This window comes from Rhodothermales bacterium (assembly GCA_041391505.1).
In the GTDB taxonomy this organism is placed as follows: domain Bacteria; phylum Bacteroidota; class Rhodothermia; order Rhodothermales; family JAHQVL01; genus JAWKNW01.
Genome location: JAWKNW010000028.1, coordinates 43174 through 57904, shown reverse-complemented (window position 1 = coordinate 57904; position 14731 = coordinate 43174). Strand labels below are relative to the sequence as shown.

Genomic DNA, 14731 nt, shown 5'->3' with positions numbered 1-14731 from the left:
GATGTGCCATTTGCCTTTGCATCGCATGTATATCAACCAGGGAATGGAAGCGTACGACGCCATCGTCGTCGGATCGGGCGTCTCGGGAGGCTGGGCGGCCAAGGAACTGTGCGAGAAAGGGCTCAAGGTCCTCGTCCTCGAACGGGGCCGCAACATGGTTCATGGGGCGGACTACATCACGGAGCACAAGGCGCCGTGGGAATTCCCCAACCGGGGGCGCGTCTACGACCGTAAAACGCGCGAGGCCAATCCGCTTATGGATCGCGAGCCGGGGCTGTTCAACGAGACCACCGGCCACTTTTTCGTGGCGGACCAGGAGCAGCCCTATGTGCAGGATGCCCCGTTCACCTGGCTGCGCGGCTACATGCTCGGCGGCAGGTCGGTCACGTGGGGCCGGCAGTGTTATCGCTGGAGCGACCTCGATTTCGAGGCTAACGCGCGCGACGGTCACGGGGTCGACTGGCCCATCCGGTACAAGGACATCGCGCCCTGGTATGCGCACGTCGAGCGCTACATCGGGGTCAGCGGCGAGAAGCTGGGGCTTCCGCAGTTGCCCGACGGCGAGTTTCTGCCTCCGATGGAGCTCAACGCCGTAGAGAAACACACGCGCGACCGGATCCAGAGCGCCTTTCCCGGCCGGCACATGACGGTCGGGCGCGTCGCCATCCTCACCCAGGCCCACAACGGCCGCGCGGCGTGCCACTACTGCGGCCCCTGCGCGCGCGGGTGCAGCACCGGGTCCTATTTCAGCAGCCTCAGCGTCACCCTGCCGGCGGCCGCCGCGACGGGCAACCTGACCATCCGCCCGAACAGCGTCGTGCACAGCGTCGTCTACGACGAGCAGACCAACCGGGCCAGCGGTGTGCGCGTCATCGACGCCGAATCGCTCGAAGAGACCGAATACCGGGCCAAGATCGTTTTCCTGTGCGCCTCCACGCTCGGGACGACGCAGATCCTGCTCAACTCGACCTCCCGGAGCTTCCCCAACGGCCTCGCCAACTCCAGCGGTGCGCTCGGGAAATACCTGATGGATCACCACTTCCGCGTCGGCGCGACGGCGGTGATGGAGGGCTTCGACGACCGCTATTATGTCGGCAACCGACCCAACGGCATCTACGTGCCGCGCTTCCGCAACATCAGCCGCGAGACGCGCCACCCGGATTTTGTCCGTGGATACGGATTCCAGGGCGGGGCGAGCCGGGCGAGCTGGGGCCGCGGCAACGGCATCCCGGGATTCGGCGCCGAGCTGAAGAAGACCCTGCGCGATCCGGGGCCCTGGGGATGGTGGCTCGGCGGCTGGGGCGAAGCCCTGCCGCGCGAGGACAATACCGTGACCCTGGATCCGGATCAGACGGACCGATGGGGGATGCCGCTCCTGCGCATCGACTGTACCTGGGGCCCGAACGAACTCGCCATGCGGAAGGATATCCGGTCGAGCGCCGCTGAGATGCTGGCCGCCGCCGGCGGGAAGAACATCAATACCTTCGACGAATTCGAGACCAACGGCGCCAACGGTGCAGCCGCTCCGGGGCTATGCATCCATGAAATGGGCACCGCCCGGATGGGGCGCGACCCGAAGACCTCGGTGCTCAACGGCAACAACCAGGCGCACGACGTCCCCAACCTGTTCGTCACCGACGGCTCCTGCATGACGTCCGCCGCCAACCAGAATCCCTCCATCACCTACATGGCGCTCACCGCGCGCGCGGCGAACTTCGCGGTGGAGGAGATGAAGAAGATGAACCTGTAGTCATTATTAAATGCGAATCGTAAAAGGCACACTGTTCTCAGCAACATGCCTTGTGGGAAAGGTCGAAGGCCGACCTGTATCGTGCATGTAGATTCCCGTTTTGCGATTTGCGATTACCAGATTTTAGATGAACAGACGATCCTTTATCCAGCAGTCCAGCATCGCCGCGCTTGCCGGCTTCGCCCTCCATTGCGCCGGCGAAACGACGCCCCAGGCCGCCGAAACGATGCCGGTCGGCAAGCAGCGCCCGCATCTGACGACCGTCGGTTTGCAGCTGTACACGCTCCGCTCGATCATGGGCGAGGACTTCGTCGGCCCCATCCGTCAGGCGGCGCAGATCGGTTACAAGGAGTTTGAATTCGCCGGCTACGGCGACCTCTCCGCCGAACAGATCCGCGCGCTGCTCGACGAGCTCGGCGTGCGCTCCCCGTCGACGCACGTCAGCGCCCAGCTCATCCGGGAGGATCTGGCCGGCCTGATCAGTCGCTCGAAGGTCATCGGACACGAGTACCTCATCTGCCCGCACCCGGGCGAGCTGCCGTTCAAGACGATGGACGACTTCAAGGCGATGGCGGCGAAGTTCAACGAGTGGGGCAAGGTGTGCAAGGACGCCGGCCTCCAGTTCGGCTACCACAACCACTCGTTCGAGTTCGAGGCGATCGACGGCGCGACGACGCTTCCGATGGATGTGCTGCTCGAGAATACGGACCCCGACCTCGTCGCGATCGAACTGGATCTGTGCTGGGCGATCAATGCCGGCGCCGATCCCATCGCCTACTTCGAGAAATACCCGGGCCGCTTCCACCTCTGCCACGTCAAGGACCTCGACGCCGCCGGCGAACTGGCCGATGTGGGGCAGGGGAGGATCGATTTTGCGCCGATCTTCGCGAAGGCGCAGACGGCGGGGCTCAAACATTATGTGGTCGAACACGACCGGCCGTCCGACCCGATCGCCAGCATCCGAAACAGCTACAACTACCTGACCGGCGCCTGATCCGCCGCCGAACGGACGTACAGCTTGAGGTCTGGCTCTCCCCCGAGGAGGGCCAGACCTTTTTCTTTTCCCAGCACGGTGAGTGCGGTGGCGTAGCTGTCCGCCTGGCGTCCGCTGGGCGCCACCACGGTCGCCATCAGCCGGCTGGTCAGCGCCATGCCGGTGCGGGGATCGACGACATGCGAATAGCGGATGCCATCCACCTCCAGGTACTGCTCGGTGTCGCCGGAGGTGGCGATGGCGGCATGGGTGAGCGCGGCGGCCCAGGCGGCGACCGAATCGGGTGCGCCGGGGATCGTGATGCGCCAGCCGGCCCGGCCGGGCGGCGGGCCCGAGACGACGAGGTCGCCGCCGGCCTCCACGAGGGCGCTCCGGATGCCGTGCGCCGTCAGGGACGCGATCGCCTCGTCGAGAATATAGCCCTTCGCGATGCCGCCCAGATCGATCCCCATACCCTCTTTTCCCAGCGTGACCGTGCGCTCCTGCGCGTCGAGGTGGATCGCGTCCCAGCCGACGCGCGACCGGGCCTCGGCCAGCGCCGGCGTGTCGGGCAGGGCGCCGGCGCGGCGCACGCCGCGCCACAGCTGGATGAGCGGCGCGGCGGTGACGTCGAAGGCCCCGTCGGTCCGGCGCGAGAGCGCGACCGAGGCGGCGAGCACATCGAACAGGGCGGGGCTCACGGGCACGGGAGTGCCGGCGGCGGCGGCCGTCAGCCGGCGGACCTCGCTGAGCGGCCGGTAGTCGCTGAACACGTCCTCCAGCGCCGCGATGCGCGCGAACGCGGCGCGCGCGGCCGTCCGGGCCGCGTCTTCTTTTCCGGCATAGAGCGCAATCCGGACTTGTACACCTAGATGGAGTTGAGTATACTCATAAGGCTCGGCCGGCGGCGTCGGCTGAGCCTGACAGGAGATCCAACTTAAGGCGATAGATACCGCCAGGATTGCGGAAACGGCGGCGCCGTGGCGCCTCGGAATGACCGTTTCAGACGACGGCGGCATGGAGGTAAACATGATGAGGATGTTCGGCCTGACGTCGCTGACGGCGTGTGTGCTGCTCGGGTTGACGGCGGGGTGGAGCGAGCGGGCCGATCGGCGGGATGCCGCGGCGGAGGAGACCTCCCCGGGGCTGCTCCAAGACTCGATTCCCGGTACCCTGGTGACGTTTGATATGATCCCCGTCCCCGCCGGCACGGTGACCATCCAGACCGACAGCGGCGACGTGCAGGTGGATGTCGCCCCGTTCTTCATCGGGAAGACAGAAGTGACGTGGAACGAATACGATATTTTCGCCTACCGGCTCGACCTCCCGCCGGAGCGCCGCACCCAGCATGAGGATGGCGTGTCGCGTCCGAGCCGGCCCTACGCGCCGCCGGATTACGGGTACGGGCACGACGGCTATGCCGCCATCTGCATCACGTACCGCGCGGCCCAGGGCTATGCGGAGTGGCTCTCGGAGAAGACGGGCAAGAAATACCGCGTGCCCACCGAAGCCGAGTGGCAACTGGCCGCGCAGGCCGGCATGGAGATCGGCACGCGGCTCGACGCGGAAGCGCTTGCCGACGTTGCCTGGTTTGCCGGCAACTCGGAGGACAAGACGCAGCCCGTGGCCTCGAAGACGCCCAACGGGCTCGGGCTCTACGATACGCTCGGCAATGTCGCCGAATGGGTCACGGGGATCGACGGCAAGCCGTACGCGGCCGGCGGATCCTTCCAGGACGAGGTCGGCGCCGTCCAGCTCTACGCCCGCGCCAAACAGGCCCGCTCGTGGAACCAGACCGACCCCCAGATTCCGAAAAGTAAGTGGTGGCTTTCCGACGGGTTCTTCGTCGGATTTCGGCTCGTACGCGAGCCGTAAGATGCTGCGTGACGTAGGGCGGCACACCAACCCAACGCATAAACGTGCTTCGCACAACGAACCCAGGAGGTGCTTTCGATGAGTACGCATAACGACCCGCGTTTCCCGCTGTCACGCCGGCAATTCGTGCAGGCCACGGCGGCCGCCACGGCCGGCCTGATGGCTTCCGGCAATTTTGCGTTCGCCCAGGGCGCGGACGTCATCCGGATCGGTCTCGTCGGCTGCGGCGGACGCGGCACCGGCGCCGCCGTCCAGGCGCTGAGCACGACGCAGAACGTGCGCCTCGTGGCCATGGGCGATGCCTTCCGCGACCGGCTGGACGACAGCCTGAAGAATATCGACGAGGCCATCGACGACAAAACCCGCATCGCAGTGCCCGAAGACGCGCGCTTCACCGGGTTCGATGCCTACAAGGACGTCATCAGCCGGTGCGACGTCGTCATTCTCACGACGCCTCCGGGCTTTCGGCCGATCCATTTCGCCGCGGCCGTCGACGCCGGCAAGCACGTGTTCATGGAAAAACCCGTCGCGACCGACGCGCCCGGCATCCGGAGCGTGCTCGCCACCGCCGAGATCGCCAAGCAGAAAAAACTCAACGTGGTGGTGGGGCTCCAGCGGCACTACCAGCACGTCTACCGCGAATGGGTGAAGCGCATCCACGACGGCGCGATCGGCGACATCACCTCGTCGCGCGTGTACTGGAACAGCGACGGCGTCTGGGTGCGTCCGCGCAAGCCCGGACAGACCGAGATGGAGTACCAGATGCGCAACTGGTACTACTTCAACTGGCTCTGCGGCGACCACATCAATGAGCAGCACATTCACAACATCGATGTCGGCAACTGGGTCAAGCAGGCCTACCCGGTCCGCGCCCAGGGCATGGGCGGCCGGCAGGTTCGTACCGGCAAGGAGTACGGGGAGATCTTCGATCACCATTTTGTAGAGTACGAATATGCCGACGGCAGCCGGATGTACAGCCAGTGCCGGCACATCCAGGGCACGATGAGCCGTGTCACCGAAGCCTTCCAGGGCACCGACGGCTCCGCGCCGCGCCCGGGCCTGCTGCTCACGCAGAGCGGCCACACGATCTGGGAGTATGACGACAAAAACGATCCGAACCCCTACCAGGTCGAGCACGACGAGCTGTTCGAGGCCATCGCGAACGGCGACTGCAAGTACATGGACGCCGAGCGCGGCGCCTACAGCACGATGACGGCGCTGCTCGGGCGCATGGCCACCTATTCGGGCCAGGTGATCGAGTGGAACGACGCGCTCAACTCCAACCTGAGCCTCATGCCGAAGAAGTTCGCATGGGACGCCCCGCCGCCCGTGTTGCCCGATGCGGATGGCTACTACCCGGTCGCTGTGCCCGGCAAGACGCAGGTTCTCTGACACGCCAGGCGCCGGGGAGTCGATCCGCTCGGCTTCCCGGCGCGCTGCGAAAGACCATAACCCCACCATGGATCGTCGCCACTTCGTAAAGTCCGGCCTCGCCGCCGGCACGGCCGCGCTCGGCGCGCCGGCCTTCAACCGGCTGAAGGACCCGTCCCCGGCCGCGTTCAAGTTGCATTATGCGCCCCACTTCGGCATGTTCAAGCACCATGCCGGCGAGGACTTCGTCGACCAGGTCAAGTTCATGGCCGACATGGGCTTCACGGCCATGGAGGACAACGGCATGAAGGGCCGTTCCGTGGCCGACCAGGAGCGGATCGCCGCCGAGATGGGCCGGCGGGGGATGAAGATGGGCGTGTTCGTGGCCCACTCCATCTCCTGGAACGAACCCAGCCTCACCAGCGGCAAGGCCGACCTCCGGGAGGCGTTCCTCGCCGACATCCGGGGCTGCATCGATGTCGCCAAACGCGTCAACGCGACCTGGATGACGGTCGTACCGGGCTATGTCGACCTCCGGCTGAACCACGACTACCAGACGGCCAACGTCGTCGAATCCCTCAAGCGCGCCTGCGACATCCTGGAGCCGCACGGCCTCGTCATCGTCCTGGAGGCGCTCAACTTCCGGGATCATCCGGGGCAATTCCTGCAGCGCACGCCGCAGTCCTACGAGATCTGCAAGGCCGTCGGCAGCCCCTCCTGCAAGATTCTGGACGACCTGTACCACATGCAGATCCAGGAAGGCAACCTGATCCCCAACATCGACCTCGCCTGGGATGAAATCGGCTACTTCCAGATCGGCGACAACCCCGGCCGGGACGAACCCACCACCGGCGAGATCAACTACAAGAATGTCTTCAAACACATTCACGCCAAGGGGTGGACGGGCATCCTCGGTATGGAGCACGGCCTTTCCGGCGAGGGCAAGGAAGGCGAGGCCGCGCTGATCCGCGCCTATCAGGAGGTAGATGGATTTTAGGTTGCAGGTTCAAGGTTAACTGTTTAAGGAACGAGATGATGCGTTCCTCGAACCGGCATGTGAATCTGTTTAACCACGCATTGAACGTTAAAACCTAAACATTGAACATTTTCAAACATGTCTCTAGGCAGAAAAATCAGATACGGCATGGTGGGCGGTGGCCCGGGTGCGTTTATCGGAGCGGTCCATCGTAAGGCGGCGGCGCTCGACGGCGAAATCGAACTGGTCGCCGGCGCTTTTTCGTCCTCCCCCGAAAAATCGGCCCAGCAGGGGCGTGAACTGTTTCTCGATCCGTCCCGGGTGTATGGCTCCTACAAGGAGATGGCCGAGAAGGAAAGCAAGCTGCCGCTGGGCGAACGCATCGACTTCGTCTCGATCGTCACCCCGAACAGCACCCATTTCGAGATCGCGAAGACCTTCATCGAAGCCGGCTTCCATGTCGTGTGCGATAAGCCGATGACGATGACCGTCGAGGAGTCCGAAGCGCTGTGCCGGCTGGTCAAGAAATACGACGCCGTGTTCGCGCTCACGCACAACTACACCGGGTATCCGATGGTGAAGGAGGCGCGCGAACTCGTCCGCCAGGGCAAACTCGGCACGATCCGCAAGGTCGTCGTGGAGTACCCGCAGGGCTGGCTCGCCACTTTCCTCGAAGGCGAGGGCGCCAAGCAGGCGGTCTGGCGCACCGACCCGAAACAGGCCGGCGTCTCCTCGGCCATCGGCGACATCGGCTCGCATGCGGAAAACCTCGCCCGCTACATCACGGGGCTGGAGATCGACCGCCTCTGCGCGGACCTCACCACGTTCGTGCCCGGCCGGCAGCTGGAGGACGACGCCAACATGCTCGTCCACTACAAGGGCGGCGCCCGGGCCGTGCTCTACTGCTCGCAGGTCTCGGTGGGGGAAGAGAACAACCTCAGCATCCGGATCTACGGCACCGAGGCCTCAATGGAGTGGCATCAGGAGCATCCGAACTACCTGCACCTGCGAACCAACGGCGGTCCGGAAGAGGTGTTGAAACGCGGGAACGGCTACCTGACCGACCCGGCGAAACACAACACGCGCCTTCCGTCCGGCCATCCCGAGGCGTTCCTCGAAGCGTTCGCGAACATCTACGTCAACGCGGCCCGGACCATCGCCGCGAAGCTCTCCGGCGCAAAGCCCGGGCCCTTCGACACCGATTTCCCCACCGTTCAGGATGGCGCCGTCGGCGTGCACTTCATCCACAAAGCCGTCGAAAGCGGCAAGAAGAAAGGATGGGTGGATGCCAGCTACACGCCGCCGGCCTGAACGGCGCAATCACCAATCGCTAACGGCTAATCGCTAATTCCTATGTCCCGACCCGTAACACTCTTCACCGGCCAGTGGGCCGACCTGCCGCTCAAGAAGCTCGCAGAAAAAGCCGCCGACATGGGTTTCGACGGCCTCGAACTGGCTTGCTGGGGCGATCACTTCGACGTTCAGAAAGCCCTGAGCGATGCGAAATACTGCCAGAGCCGGCACGATATCCTCAACCAATATGACCTCGGCGTCTGGGCCATCAGCAATCACCTCGTGGGCCAGGCCGTATGCGACAATATCGACATCCGGCACAAATCCATCCTGCCGCCCCACGTCTGGGGCGACGGCGATCCGGAAGGCGTCCGCCAGCGTGCCGCGAAAGAGATGATGGACACCGCGCGCGCGGCCGCCCGGCTCGGCGTGAAGGTCGTCAACGGCTTTACCGGCAGCAGCATCTGGCACCTGCTCTATTCCTTCCCGCCCGTACCACCCGAGATGATCGAGGCCGGCTTCAAGGACTTCGCCGATCGCTGGAATCCCATCCTCGACGTCTTTGATGAGGTGGGCGTCCGATTCGGCCTCGAAGTGCACCCGACCGAGATCGCTTTCGACATCTCGTCGGCCCGCAAGGCGCTCGAAGCCATCGGGCATCGCGAGGCGTTCGGCTTTAATTACGACCCCAGCCACTTCGGCTACCAGGGCGTCGACTATGTCGGATTCATCGAGACCTTCGGCGACCGCATCTACCATGCGCACATGAAGGACGTCTGGTGGTCCGACAAGCCGAAAGAAGCCGGCGTGTTCGGCGGCCACATTGAGTTCGGGCACCGCGATCGCTTCTGGGATTTCCGCTCGATCGGCCGCGGCTCGATCGACTTCGAGGAGATCATTCGGATGCTCAACCGCGTAGGCTATGCCGGGCCGCTCTCCATCGAATGGGAGGACTCCGGCATGGACCGCGAACATGGCGCCGAGGAAGCGTGCTCGTTCGTCAAGGGCGTGGATTTCGCGCCGGCGCACGGCGCGTTCGATGCCGCTTTTGCGAAAGACAATCAGTAAGACCATGAAATTCCTCAACATCCTGAGCGGAGGGATGACCCTCCTGTTCCTCGTGTGGACGTATTACCAGCTGAACGATGTCGACGGCGAGGCGCCCATCTGGGTGCTGGCCTACGGCGCCACGGCGGTGCTCAGCGCGTTGTACATGTTCAACAAGGTATCGCTGGCGCCGGTGGCCATCGTCGCCGGCCTCTTCGTCGTCTGGGCGCTCGTCTGGATCTCCCGGATCCAGCTTCAGAGCTCGATTTTCGGAGTGGACGCCTGGATGCAGAACGAGTACCTGCGCGAATCGGGCGGCCTGGTGGTCATGATCGTGTGGCTGGGCGTGCTGTCGCTGGTGCTGTACCGCAGGAGCCGCGGATGATGATGCGCCCGCGCTGAACCTTCGGCCCGGGCAGACGTACATCCAGGGCACGACGCGCCACACGGGCGTCGTGCCCTTTTTTTATGGCCGGCTTCCGTCGCGGCCGGCCCCGCTCCCCCCATCTCGTCGTCTCCACCCGTTGCCCGTACCCGGTGCGTTCATGCGTTCCCTGCATGCTCTGTTCATCCTGGTCGTAATCTGCTGGTATGCCCCGGTCCGCGCCCAGCCGCGCGCGTCGGGGCCCGCCGTCGTGCACGGCGGCCTCGACGAACGGGGACGCGTGCTGTCCGTGGGCGTGCATCCGGAATACTGGGCAGCCTACGATCTCCAGCAGGGGAGCCTCTTTCGCGTCTGGAAAGGGTCGCTCGACACCGACCGGATCGATGGCGTCCCCGGGTACCCCGGCCACGCCGCCCTGCGCGGGCAGGTGCTCCAGCGCGACGACCGGGACGCCGCCTGGCGTCTGCGCCTGGCCGGCCGGGACACGGCCGCCGTCTTTTCCTATGTCGGCTATCGCCTCGCCGCCGACCACGTCGTGCTGAGTTATGCCGTGTCGCTGGGCGACAGCGTCTTTGTCCGCATCGACGAGACGCCGCAGCTTGTCCTCTCCGAAGCCGGTCAGCCCGAGATGCGCCGGCGCTTCGTCGTCGTCGAGGCGACGCCGGGCGTCGAGGTGTTGCACCGCATCGACGTCACGCATCTGGCATCCCGCGACGCCATCGTGTACGACGGCCTGTTGCTCCGCACCCACGGGAAACGGCATCGGCACGTCTGGGGCAATACCTACGATGTGGCGGGATGGATCGTCATGCCGGCGGCCGGCCGGCCCGCCGTCCTCACGACGCGCTTCGAGCCCGATATGCTCCGGCAGGTGGCCCGCGACGACGCCTTCGCGTCGACGGCGTCCTTCCAGCAGCAGCCCCCGGTCCGGCTGCGCACCCTGGCCGAGCTGGAGTCCGGCCCGACGCTCGTGCGCAGCGCGGCCCATGCCGCCGGCGTCACCCTCCAGGTCTACGACATCGGCCAACCGATGGACAGCCTCGCCACGCTCGCGCCCGGGCAGCTCCCCAACGTGCATCGCGTGCATCCCGACCTCGATTTTCGCACCGACGCGGACTTCGGGGGCGCGTCGTTCTATTTCGTCACGCAGGTCACGGGGTATCTCAATCTCGCCGTCGCCGGCGACTACGCCTTCCGCCTCGTGGCCGACGACGGCGCGCGCCTCACCATCGCCGACACGCTGCTGATCGACTACGACGGCCGGCACCCCGCCGAGCCCTCGCCGCCGGCGACGATCGCGCTGCCGGTCGGTGTGCATCCGCTGGTGATCGACCATTTTCAATCGACCGGCGGCAAGCGGCTGGCGCTCGAATGGAAGCCGCCGTGGGCCACCGTGTTTGCGCCGGTAGATGCCGGCGTGCTTTCGACGCCGCACGTCGAGCGGGCCGCCGTATCGGAGGGTAGGAAACTGGTGCGGACCGACGCGCCGGCCTGGACCCTGGCGTCCCGCGCCATCGCGCCGAGGGGGATGCATCCCGCCTACCGGATCGGCCCCGTCGCGCCGCGCAGCCTGCGTGCGCCGGTTGGCGGCCTCGCCATGCTGTCCGATGGCCGCCTGGCCGTATCGACCTGGCACGACAACGGCGCGGTCTACCTCGTCGACCCGCGCAATGAATCGGCCGAACGGCAGGACCTCCAACCCTACGCCGAGGGTCTGGCCTCGCCGCTTGGACTCGTAGCCGTCGACGACGCCCTGTTCGCGATGCAGGCCTACGACGTGACGCAGCTCCTCGACGAAAATGCCGACGACCGCGTGGAGGCGACGCATGTGGTGGCCGACGGCTGGCGGCGGACGTCGTTCTATCGCCAGTACGCGTTCGGGCTCGCCTACCGCGACGGAGCGTTCTTCGGCGGATTGAGCCGCCCCGTGGACGCGTCCGGCGCCATGATGATCGAGCCCGTCCCCGATGCCGGCCTGCTCGTGCGCCTCGATTTTTCCCGCTCGTACACGCCCCTGGTCTCCGGCCTCCAGATGCCCAACGGCATGGCCCTGGACGCCGAGGGGAATCTCGTCGCGGCGGACTATCAGAACGCCTGGTTCGGGGCCTCGCGCCTCGTGCAGGTGCCGGCGGCGGATCTGGATCGGACGTCGCCCATGCCCGCCGACTCCGTCACGCTGTGCTGGATGCCGCCGCTGGAGGTCAGCGTTTCGCCCTCGCAGCCGTTGCCGATCACGCAGGGACCGTACGCCGGGCAGCTGCTCGTGGGCGACACCAACGCGGAGCGCCTGTTTCGCGTCTCCCGGGAGGAAGTCGACGGCGTCGCGCAGGGCGCGGTGTACCGATTCGCAAGCGATATCGGATTTCGGGCAAACCGGCTGGTCGAGGGAGAGGGGGGCGTCCTCTTCGCCGGCGCGGCCCGTTTCGGGTCGATCTGGGGGATACCCGACGCCGACGACGCGCCGACCCTCTACGCGCTGGCCCCCGCCGATGCCCGTCCGTTCGAGCTGTACGCGATGCGACTGCGGCCCGGCGGGTTTGAACTCGAGTTTTCGGAGCCGGTCGACCCCGCCGCGGCCGGCCGCCTGGCGTCCTACACGCTCGATGGGTTGAGCGGCCGCAACCGGTCGGGCGTTCGCCGACTGGAGGTCGCCGCCGTCAAACGCTCGGACGACGGGAAACGCATCTGGCTGGACGTGCCGTCGCTGGAGGCCGGCGAAGTCATTTATCTCACCCTCGATCCGGAGATGCGCTCCACCGCCGGGGACCGGCTCTGGAGCAACGAGGCGTGGTATACCGTCAACGCCCTGTTCGATGCCGCCCGGGCCGACACGGCGAGTGTCGTGCGATGAGACGCAAAGCGCGACGCGTTTCGCTTTTTTTCGGCCCTGCCGATACCGTATATTGGGCGGCGATTCGCAGGATGCGTTCGGTACGCGTCTTGTAGTGCGAGTCGTGACCTTTTCGCGCGCACCCACGCCGGCGCCGAGACGCCCACCCTACTCGATTCTCCGGCTGCGCGGTATTCGTCCAGGCACTCCCCAAGACCATTCCATCCACACCTGTCTCAGTCCCACACCGGCTGCCGACGGGGGTGCAATTTTTTGTGCGCCTATGATGCTCCGTACCCGGGCCCACGCCCGAGCCGGTCTGATCGGCAACCCGTCGGACGGGTATTTCGGGAAGACGATCTCGTTCATCATCCGCAATTTCGCGGCCGAGGTGACGCTGTATGAGTCGCCGCGCATGGTCATCATGCCCGGCCCGCGGGACCATCTGACGTTCGAGAGCCGCGACGCGCTGGTGTCGGACGTGCGGCTCAACGGCTATTACGGGGGCATCCGCCTCATCAAGGCCGCCATCAAGACCTTCAGCGACTATTGCGACGATCACGGCATCCAGCTGGATCGGCGCAACTTCACCATCGAGTACCGCACGAACATCCCCGTGCGCGTGGGGCTCGCGGGCTCCAGCGGCATCATCACCGCGACGATGCGCGCCCTCATGAGCTTTTACGGGGTCGAGGTGGCGCAGCCGCAGTTTCCCAATTTGATCCTCCGTGTAGAGACCGATGAGTTGGGGATCGGCGCCGGCCTCCAGGATCGGGTGATCCAGGTGTACGAAAACGCGGTCTACATGGATTTCGACCGCGAGCTGATCGAACGGCAGGGCTACGGGCTGTACGAGTACGTCGAGGTGGCCAATCTGCCGCACCTGTTCGTCGCCTATCACGACAACTTGTCGGAAGGCACGGAAATCACCCACAACGACCTGCGAAGCCGCTTCAATCGCGGCGATCGGGCGGTGATGGACGGCATGAAGACGTTCGCCGGCTTCGCCGACGAGGCGCGCCGGCTCATCGCCGACGGCCGCGGCCACGAGATCGGGCCGTTGATGGACGCCAATTTCGACCTTCGGGCCCGGCTCGTCCGGATCAGCGAAGGCAATGTCAGACTTATCGAAACGGGTCGCGCCCTCGGGGCCCACACCAAATTTGCCGGTTCGGGCGGCGCCATCGTAGGCGCGTACGACGGCGACCCCGAACGCCTGCAGCGGCTCCGCGCCGCCTACGAGGCGTTTGGCGCCCGACTCATTCAACCAGTCATCGAATTCATTCCGGAAGAGGTCCACGCATGAGCAAACAACGGGTAAGAAAAGCCATCATCCCCGCGGCCGGCATGGGCACGCGCTTCCTGCCGGCTACCAAGTCGATGCCGAAAGAAATGCTGCCGATCATCGACAAGCCGGTGCTGCAGTATGTCATCGAGGAGGCCATCGCCAGTGGCATCACGGACATCCTGATCGTCACCGGCCGCGGCAAACGCGCCATCGAAAACCACTTCGACTATTCGCCCGAGCTCGAAGCCTTCCTCGTGCAGGCCAACAAGCGGGAAATGCTCGAACAGATTCGCGACATCGGCGAACAGGCGTCGATCTTCTACATCCGCCAGAAGGTGCAGCGCGGTCTGGGCGACGCCATCCGGCTCGGGCAGCAGCACATGGGCGACGAACCGTTCGCCGTGCTCCTCGGCGACACGATCATCAACCCGATCGACGACGAGCGGCCCGGCCTGCGTCAGCTGCTGGATGTGTACGAGGAGAAACAGGCGAGCGTGGTGGCGGTGCAAAAGGTGCCGCACGAGTGGGTGAGCCGCTACGGCATCGTCGCCGGCAAGGCCGAGCCCGACAACCACGAGCTCGTCCGGCTCGACCACCTCGTCGAGAAACCTGCTCCGGGCAAGGCGCCCAGCAACCTGGCGATCGCCGGCCGGTACGTCTTCACGCCCGAAATCTTTTCGTGCCTGAACGAAACGACCGAGGGCGTCGGCGGTGAAATCCAGCTCACCGATGCGATGAACATGCTGGCGCAGCGCGAGGCGATGTATGCGCTCGACTGGCACGCCAAACGGTACGACATCGGCAACCGGGTCGAATACGCCAAGTGTTTCCTCGATTTTGCGCTCCGGCGCGAGGACACCCGCGACGCGATCCTCGAGCACCTCATCAAGCAACTGCCGCTTCGTCAGGAAGCGGCCTGACGTTTTGGAAACAGGAGCCAGCG

At 65.5% G+C, this 14731-nt stretch carries 12 protein-coding genes; 11 read left to right on the top strand and 1 reads right to left on the bottom strand.

Annotated features, from left to right (window positions below; all coding sequences use genetic code 11):
* Positions 1-25 precede the first annotated feature (25 nt).
* Positions 26-1750: a GMC family oxidoreductase gene (locus R2834_20590; protein ID MEZ4702744.1), complete on the top strand. Its 1725-nt coding sequence runs from the start codon at positions 26-28 to the stop codon at positions 1748-1750.
* A 127-nt stretch (positions 1751-1877) separates the two neighbouring features.
* Positions 1878-2744, top strand: coding sequence for a sugar phosphate isomerase/epimerase (locus R2834_20585; GenBank protein ID MEZ4702743.1), 867 nt, complete (start codon positions 1878-1880; stop codon positions 2742-2744).
* Here the strand turns inward: R2834_20585 and R2834_20580 are convergent.
* The gene (locus tag R2834_20580; protein ID MEZ4702742.1) at positions 2726-3742 is read right to left on the bottom strand and encodes an FAD:protein FMN transferase; all 1017 of its coding nucleotides are present in this window, start codon (positions 3740-3742) and stop codon (positions 2726-2728) included. The genes R2834_20585 and R2834_20580 overlap by 19 nt on opposite strands.
* A gap of 10 nt (positions 3743-3752) precedes the next feature.
* Here R2834_20580 and R2834_20575 point away from each other — a divergent pair, with 10 nt between their 5' ends.
* The 9 genes from R2834_20575 to galU all read left to right on the top strand — a co-directional run bounded on the left by R2834_20575 (position 3753) and on the right by galU (position 14708).
* Complete coding sequence (locus R2834_20575; protein MEZ4702741.1) at positions 3753-4598, top strand: SUMF1/EgtB/PvdO family nonheme iron enzyme; 846 nt, start codon at positions 3753-3755, stop codon at positions 4596-4598.
* A gap of 78 nt (positions 4599-4676) precedes the next feature.
* A complete protein-coding gene (locus R2834_20570) occupies positions 4677-5990 on the top strand; it encodes a Gfo/Idh/MocA family oxidoreductase (GenBank protein ID MEZ4702740.1) in 1314 nt (437 codons plus the stop codon).
* 67 nt (positions 5991-6057) lie between these two features.
* Positions 6058-6966, top strand: a complete 909-nt coding sequence (locus tag R2834_20565; protein ID MEZ4702739.1) for a TIM barrel protein — start codon at positions 6058-6060, stop codon at positions 6964-6966.
* 117 nt (positions 6967-7083) lie between these two features.
* Positions 7084-8256: a Gfo/Idh/MocA family oxidoreductase gene (locus R2834_20560; protein MEZ4702738.1), complete on the top strand. Its 1173-nt coding sequence runs from the start codon at positions 7084-7086 to the stop codon at positions 8254-8256.
* 42 nt (positions 8257-8298) lie between these two features.
* Positions 8299-9306, top strand: a complete 1008-nt coding sequence (locus R2834_20555) for a sugar phosphate isomerase/epimerase family protein (GenBank protein ID MEZ4702737.1) — start codon at positions 8299-8301, stop codon at positions 9304-9306.
* A gap of 4 nt (positions 9307-9310) precedes the next feature.
* On the top strand, positions 9311-9670 hold the full coding sequence (locus R2834_20550; protein MEZ4702736.1) for a transmembrane 220 family protein: 360 nt from the start codon (positions 9311-9313) through the stop codon (positions 9668-9670).
* A 160-nt stretch (positions 9671-9830) separates the two neighbouring features.
* Positions 9831-12521, top strand: a complete 2691-nt coding sequence (locus tag R2834_20545; protein MEZ4702735.1) for a PA14 domain-containing protein — start codon at positions 9831-9833, stop codon at positions 12519-12521.
* A gap of 262 nt (positions 12522-12783) precedes the next feature.
* On the top strand, positions 12784-13806 hold the full coding sequence (locus R2834_20540) for a hypothetical protein (protein ID MEZ4702734.1): 1023 nt from the start codon (positions 12784-12786) through the stop codon (positions 13804-13806).
* Positions 13803-14708, top strand: a complete 906-nt coding sequence (galU, locus tag R2834_20535; GenBank protein MEZ4702733.1) for a UTP--glucose-1-phosphate uridylyltransferase GalU — start codon at positions 13803-13805, stop codon at positions 14706-14708. The genes R2834_20540 and galU overlap by 4 nt, the downstream gene beginning before the upstream one ends.
* The last annotated feature ends 23 nt before the right edge of the window (positions 14709-14731 follow it).

Coding starts and splice junctions, on each gene's coding strand:
- R2834_20590 (MEZ4702744.1), top strand. CDS start 26: ATGTATATCAACCAGGGAATGGAAGCGTACGACGCCATCGTCGTCGGA.
- R2834_20555 (MEZ4702737.1), top strand. CDS start 8,299: ATGTCCCGACCCGTAACACTCTTCACCGGCCAGTGGGCCGACCTGCCG.
- R2834_20550 (MEZ4702736.1), top strand. CDS start 9,311: ATGAAATTCCTCAACATCCTGAGCGGAGGGATGACCCTCCTGTTCCTC.
- R2834_20575 (MEZ4702741.1), top strand. CDS start 3,753: ATGATGAGGATGTTCGGCCTGACGTCGCTGACGGCGTGTGTGCTGCTC.
- galU (MEZ4702733.1), top strand. CDS start 13,803: ATGAGCAAACAACGGGTAAGAAAAGCCATCATCCCCGCGGCCGGCATG.
- R2834_20565 (MEZ4702739.1), top strand. CDS start 6,058: ATGGATCGTCGCCACTTCGTAAAGTCCGGCCTCGCCGCCGGCACGGCC.
- R2834_20570 (MEZ4702740.1), top strand. CDS start 4,677: ATGAGTACGCATAACGACCCGCGTTTCCCGCTGTCACGCCGGCAATTC.
- R2834_20560 (MEZ4702738.1), top strand. CDS start 7,084: ATGTCTCTAGGCAGAAAAATCAGATACGGCATGGTGGGCGGTGGCCCG.
- R2834_20585 (MEZ4702743.1), top strand. CDS start 1,878: ATGAACAGACGATCCTTTATCCAGCAGTCCAGCATCGCCGCGCTTGCC.
- R2834_20540 (MEZ4702734.1), top strand. CDS start 12,784: ATGATGCTCCGTACCCGGGCCCACGCCCGAGCCGGTCTGATCGGCAAC.
- R2834_20545 (MEZ4702735.1), top strand. CDS start 9,831: ATGCGTTCCCTGCATGCTCTGTTCATCCTGGTCGTAATCTGCTGGTAT.
- R2834_20580 (MEZ4702742.1), bottom strand. CDS start 3,742: ATGCCGCCGTCGTCTGAAACGGTCATTCCGAGGCGCCACGGCGCCGCC.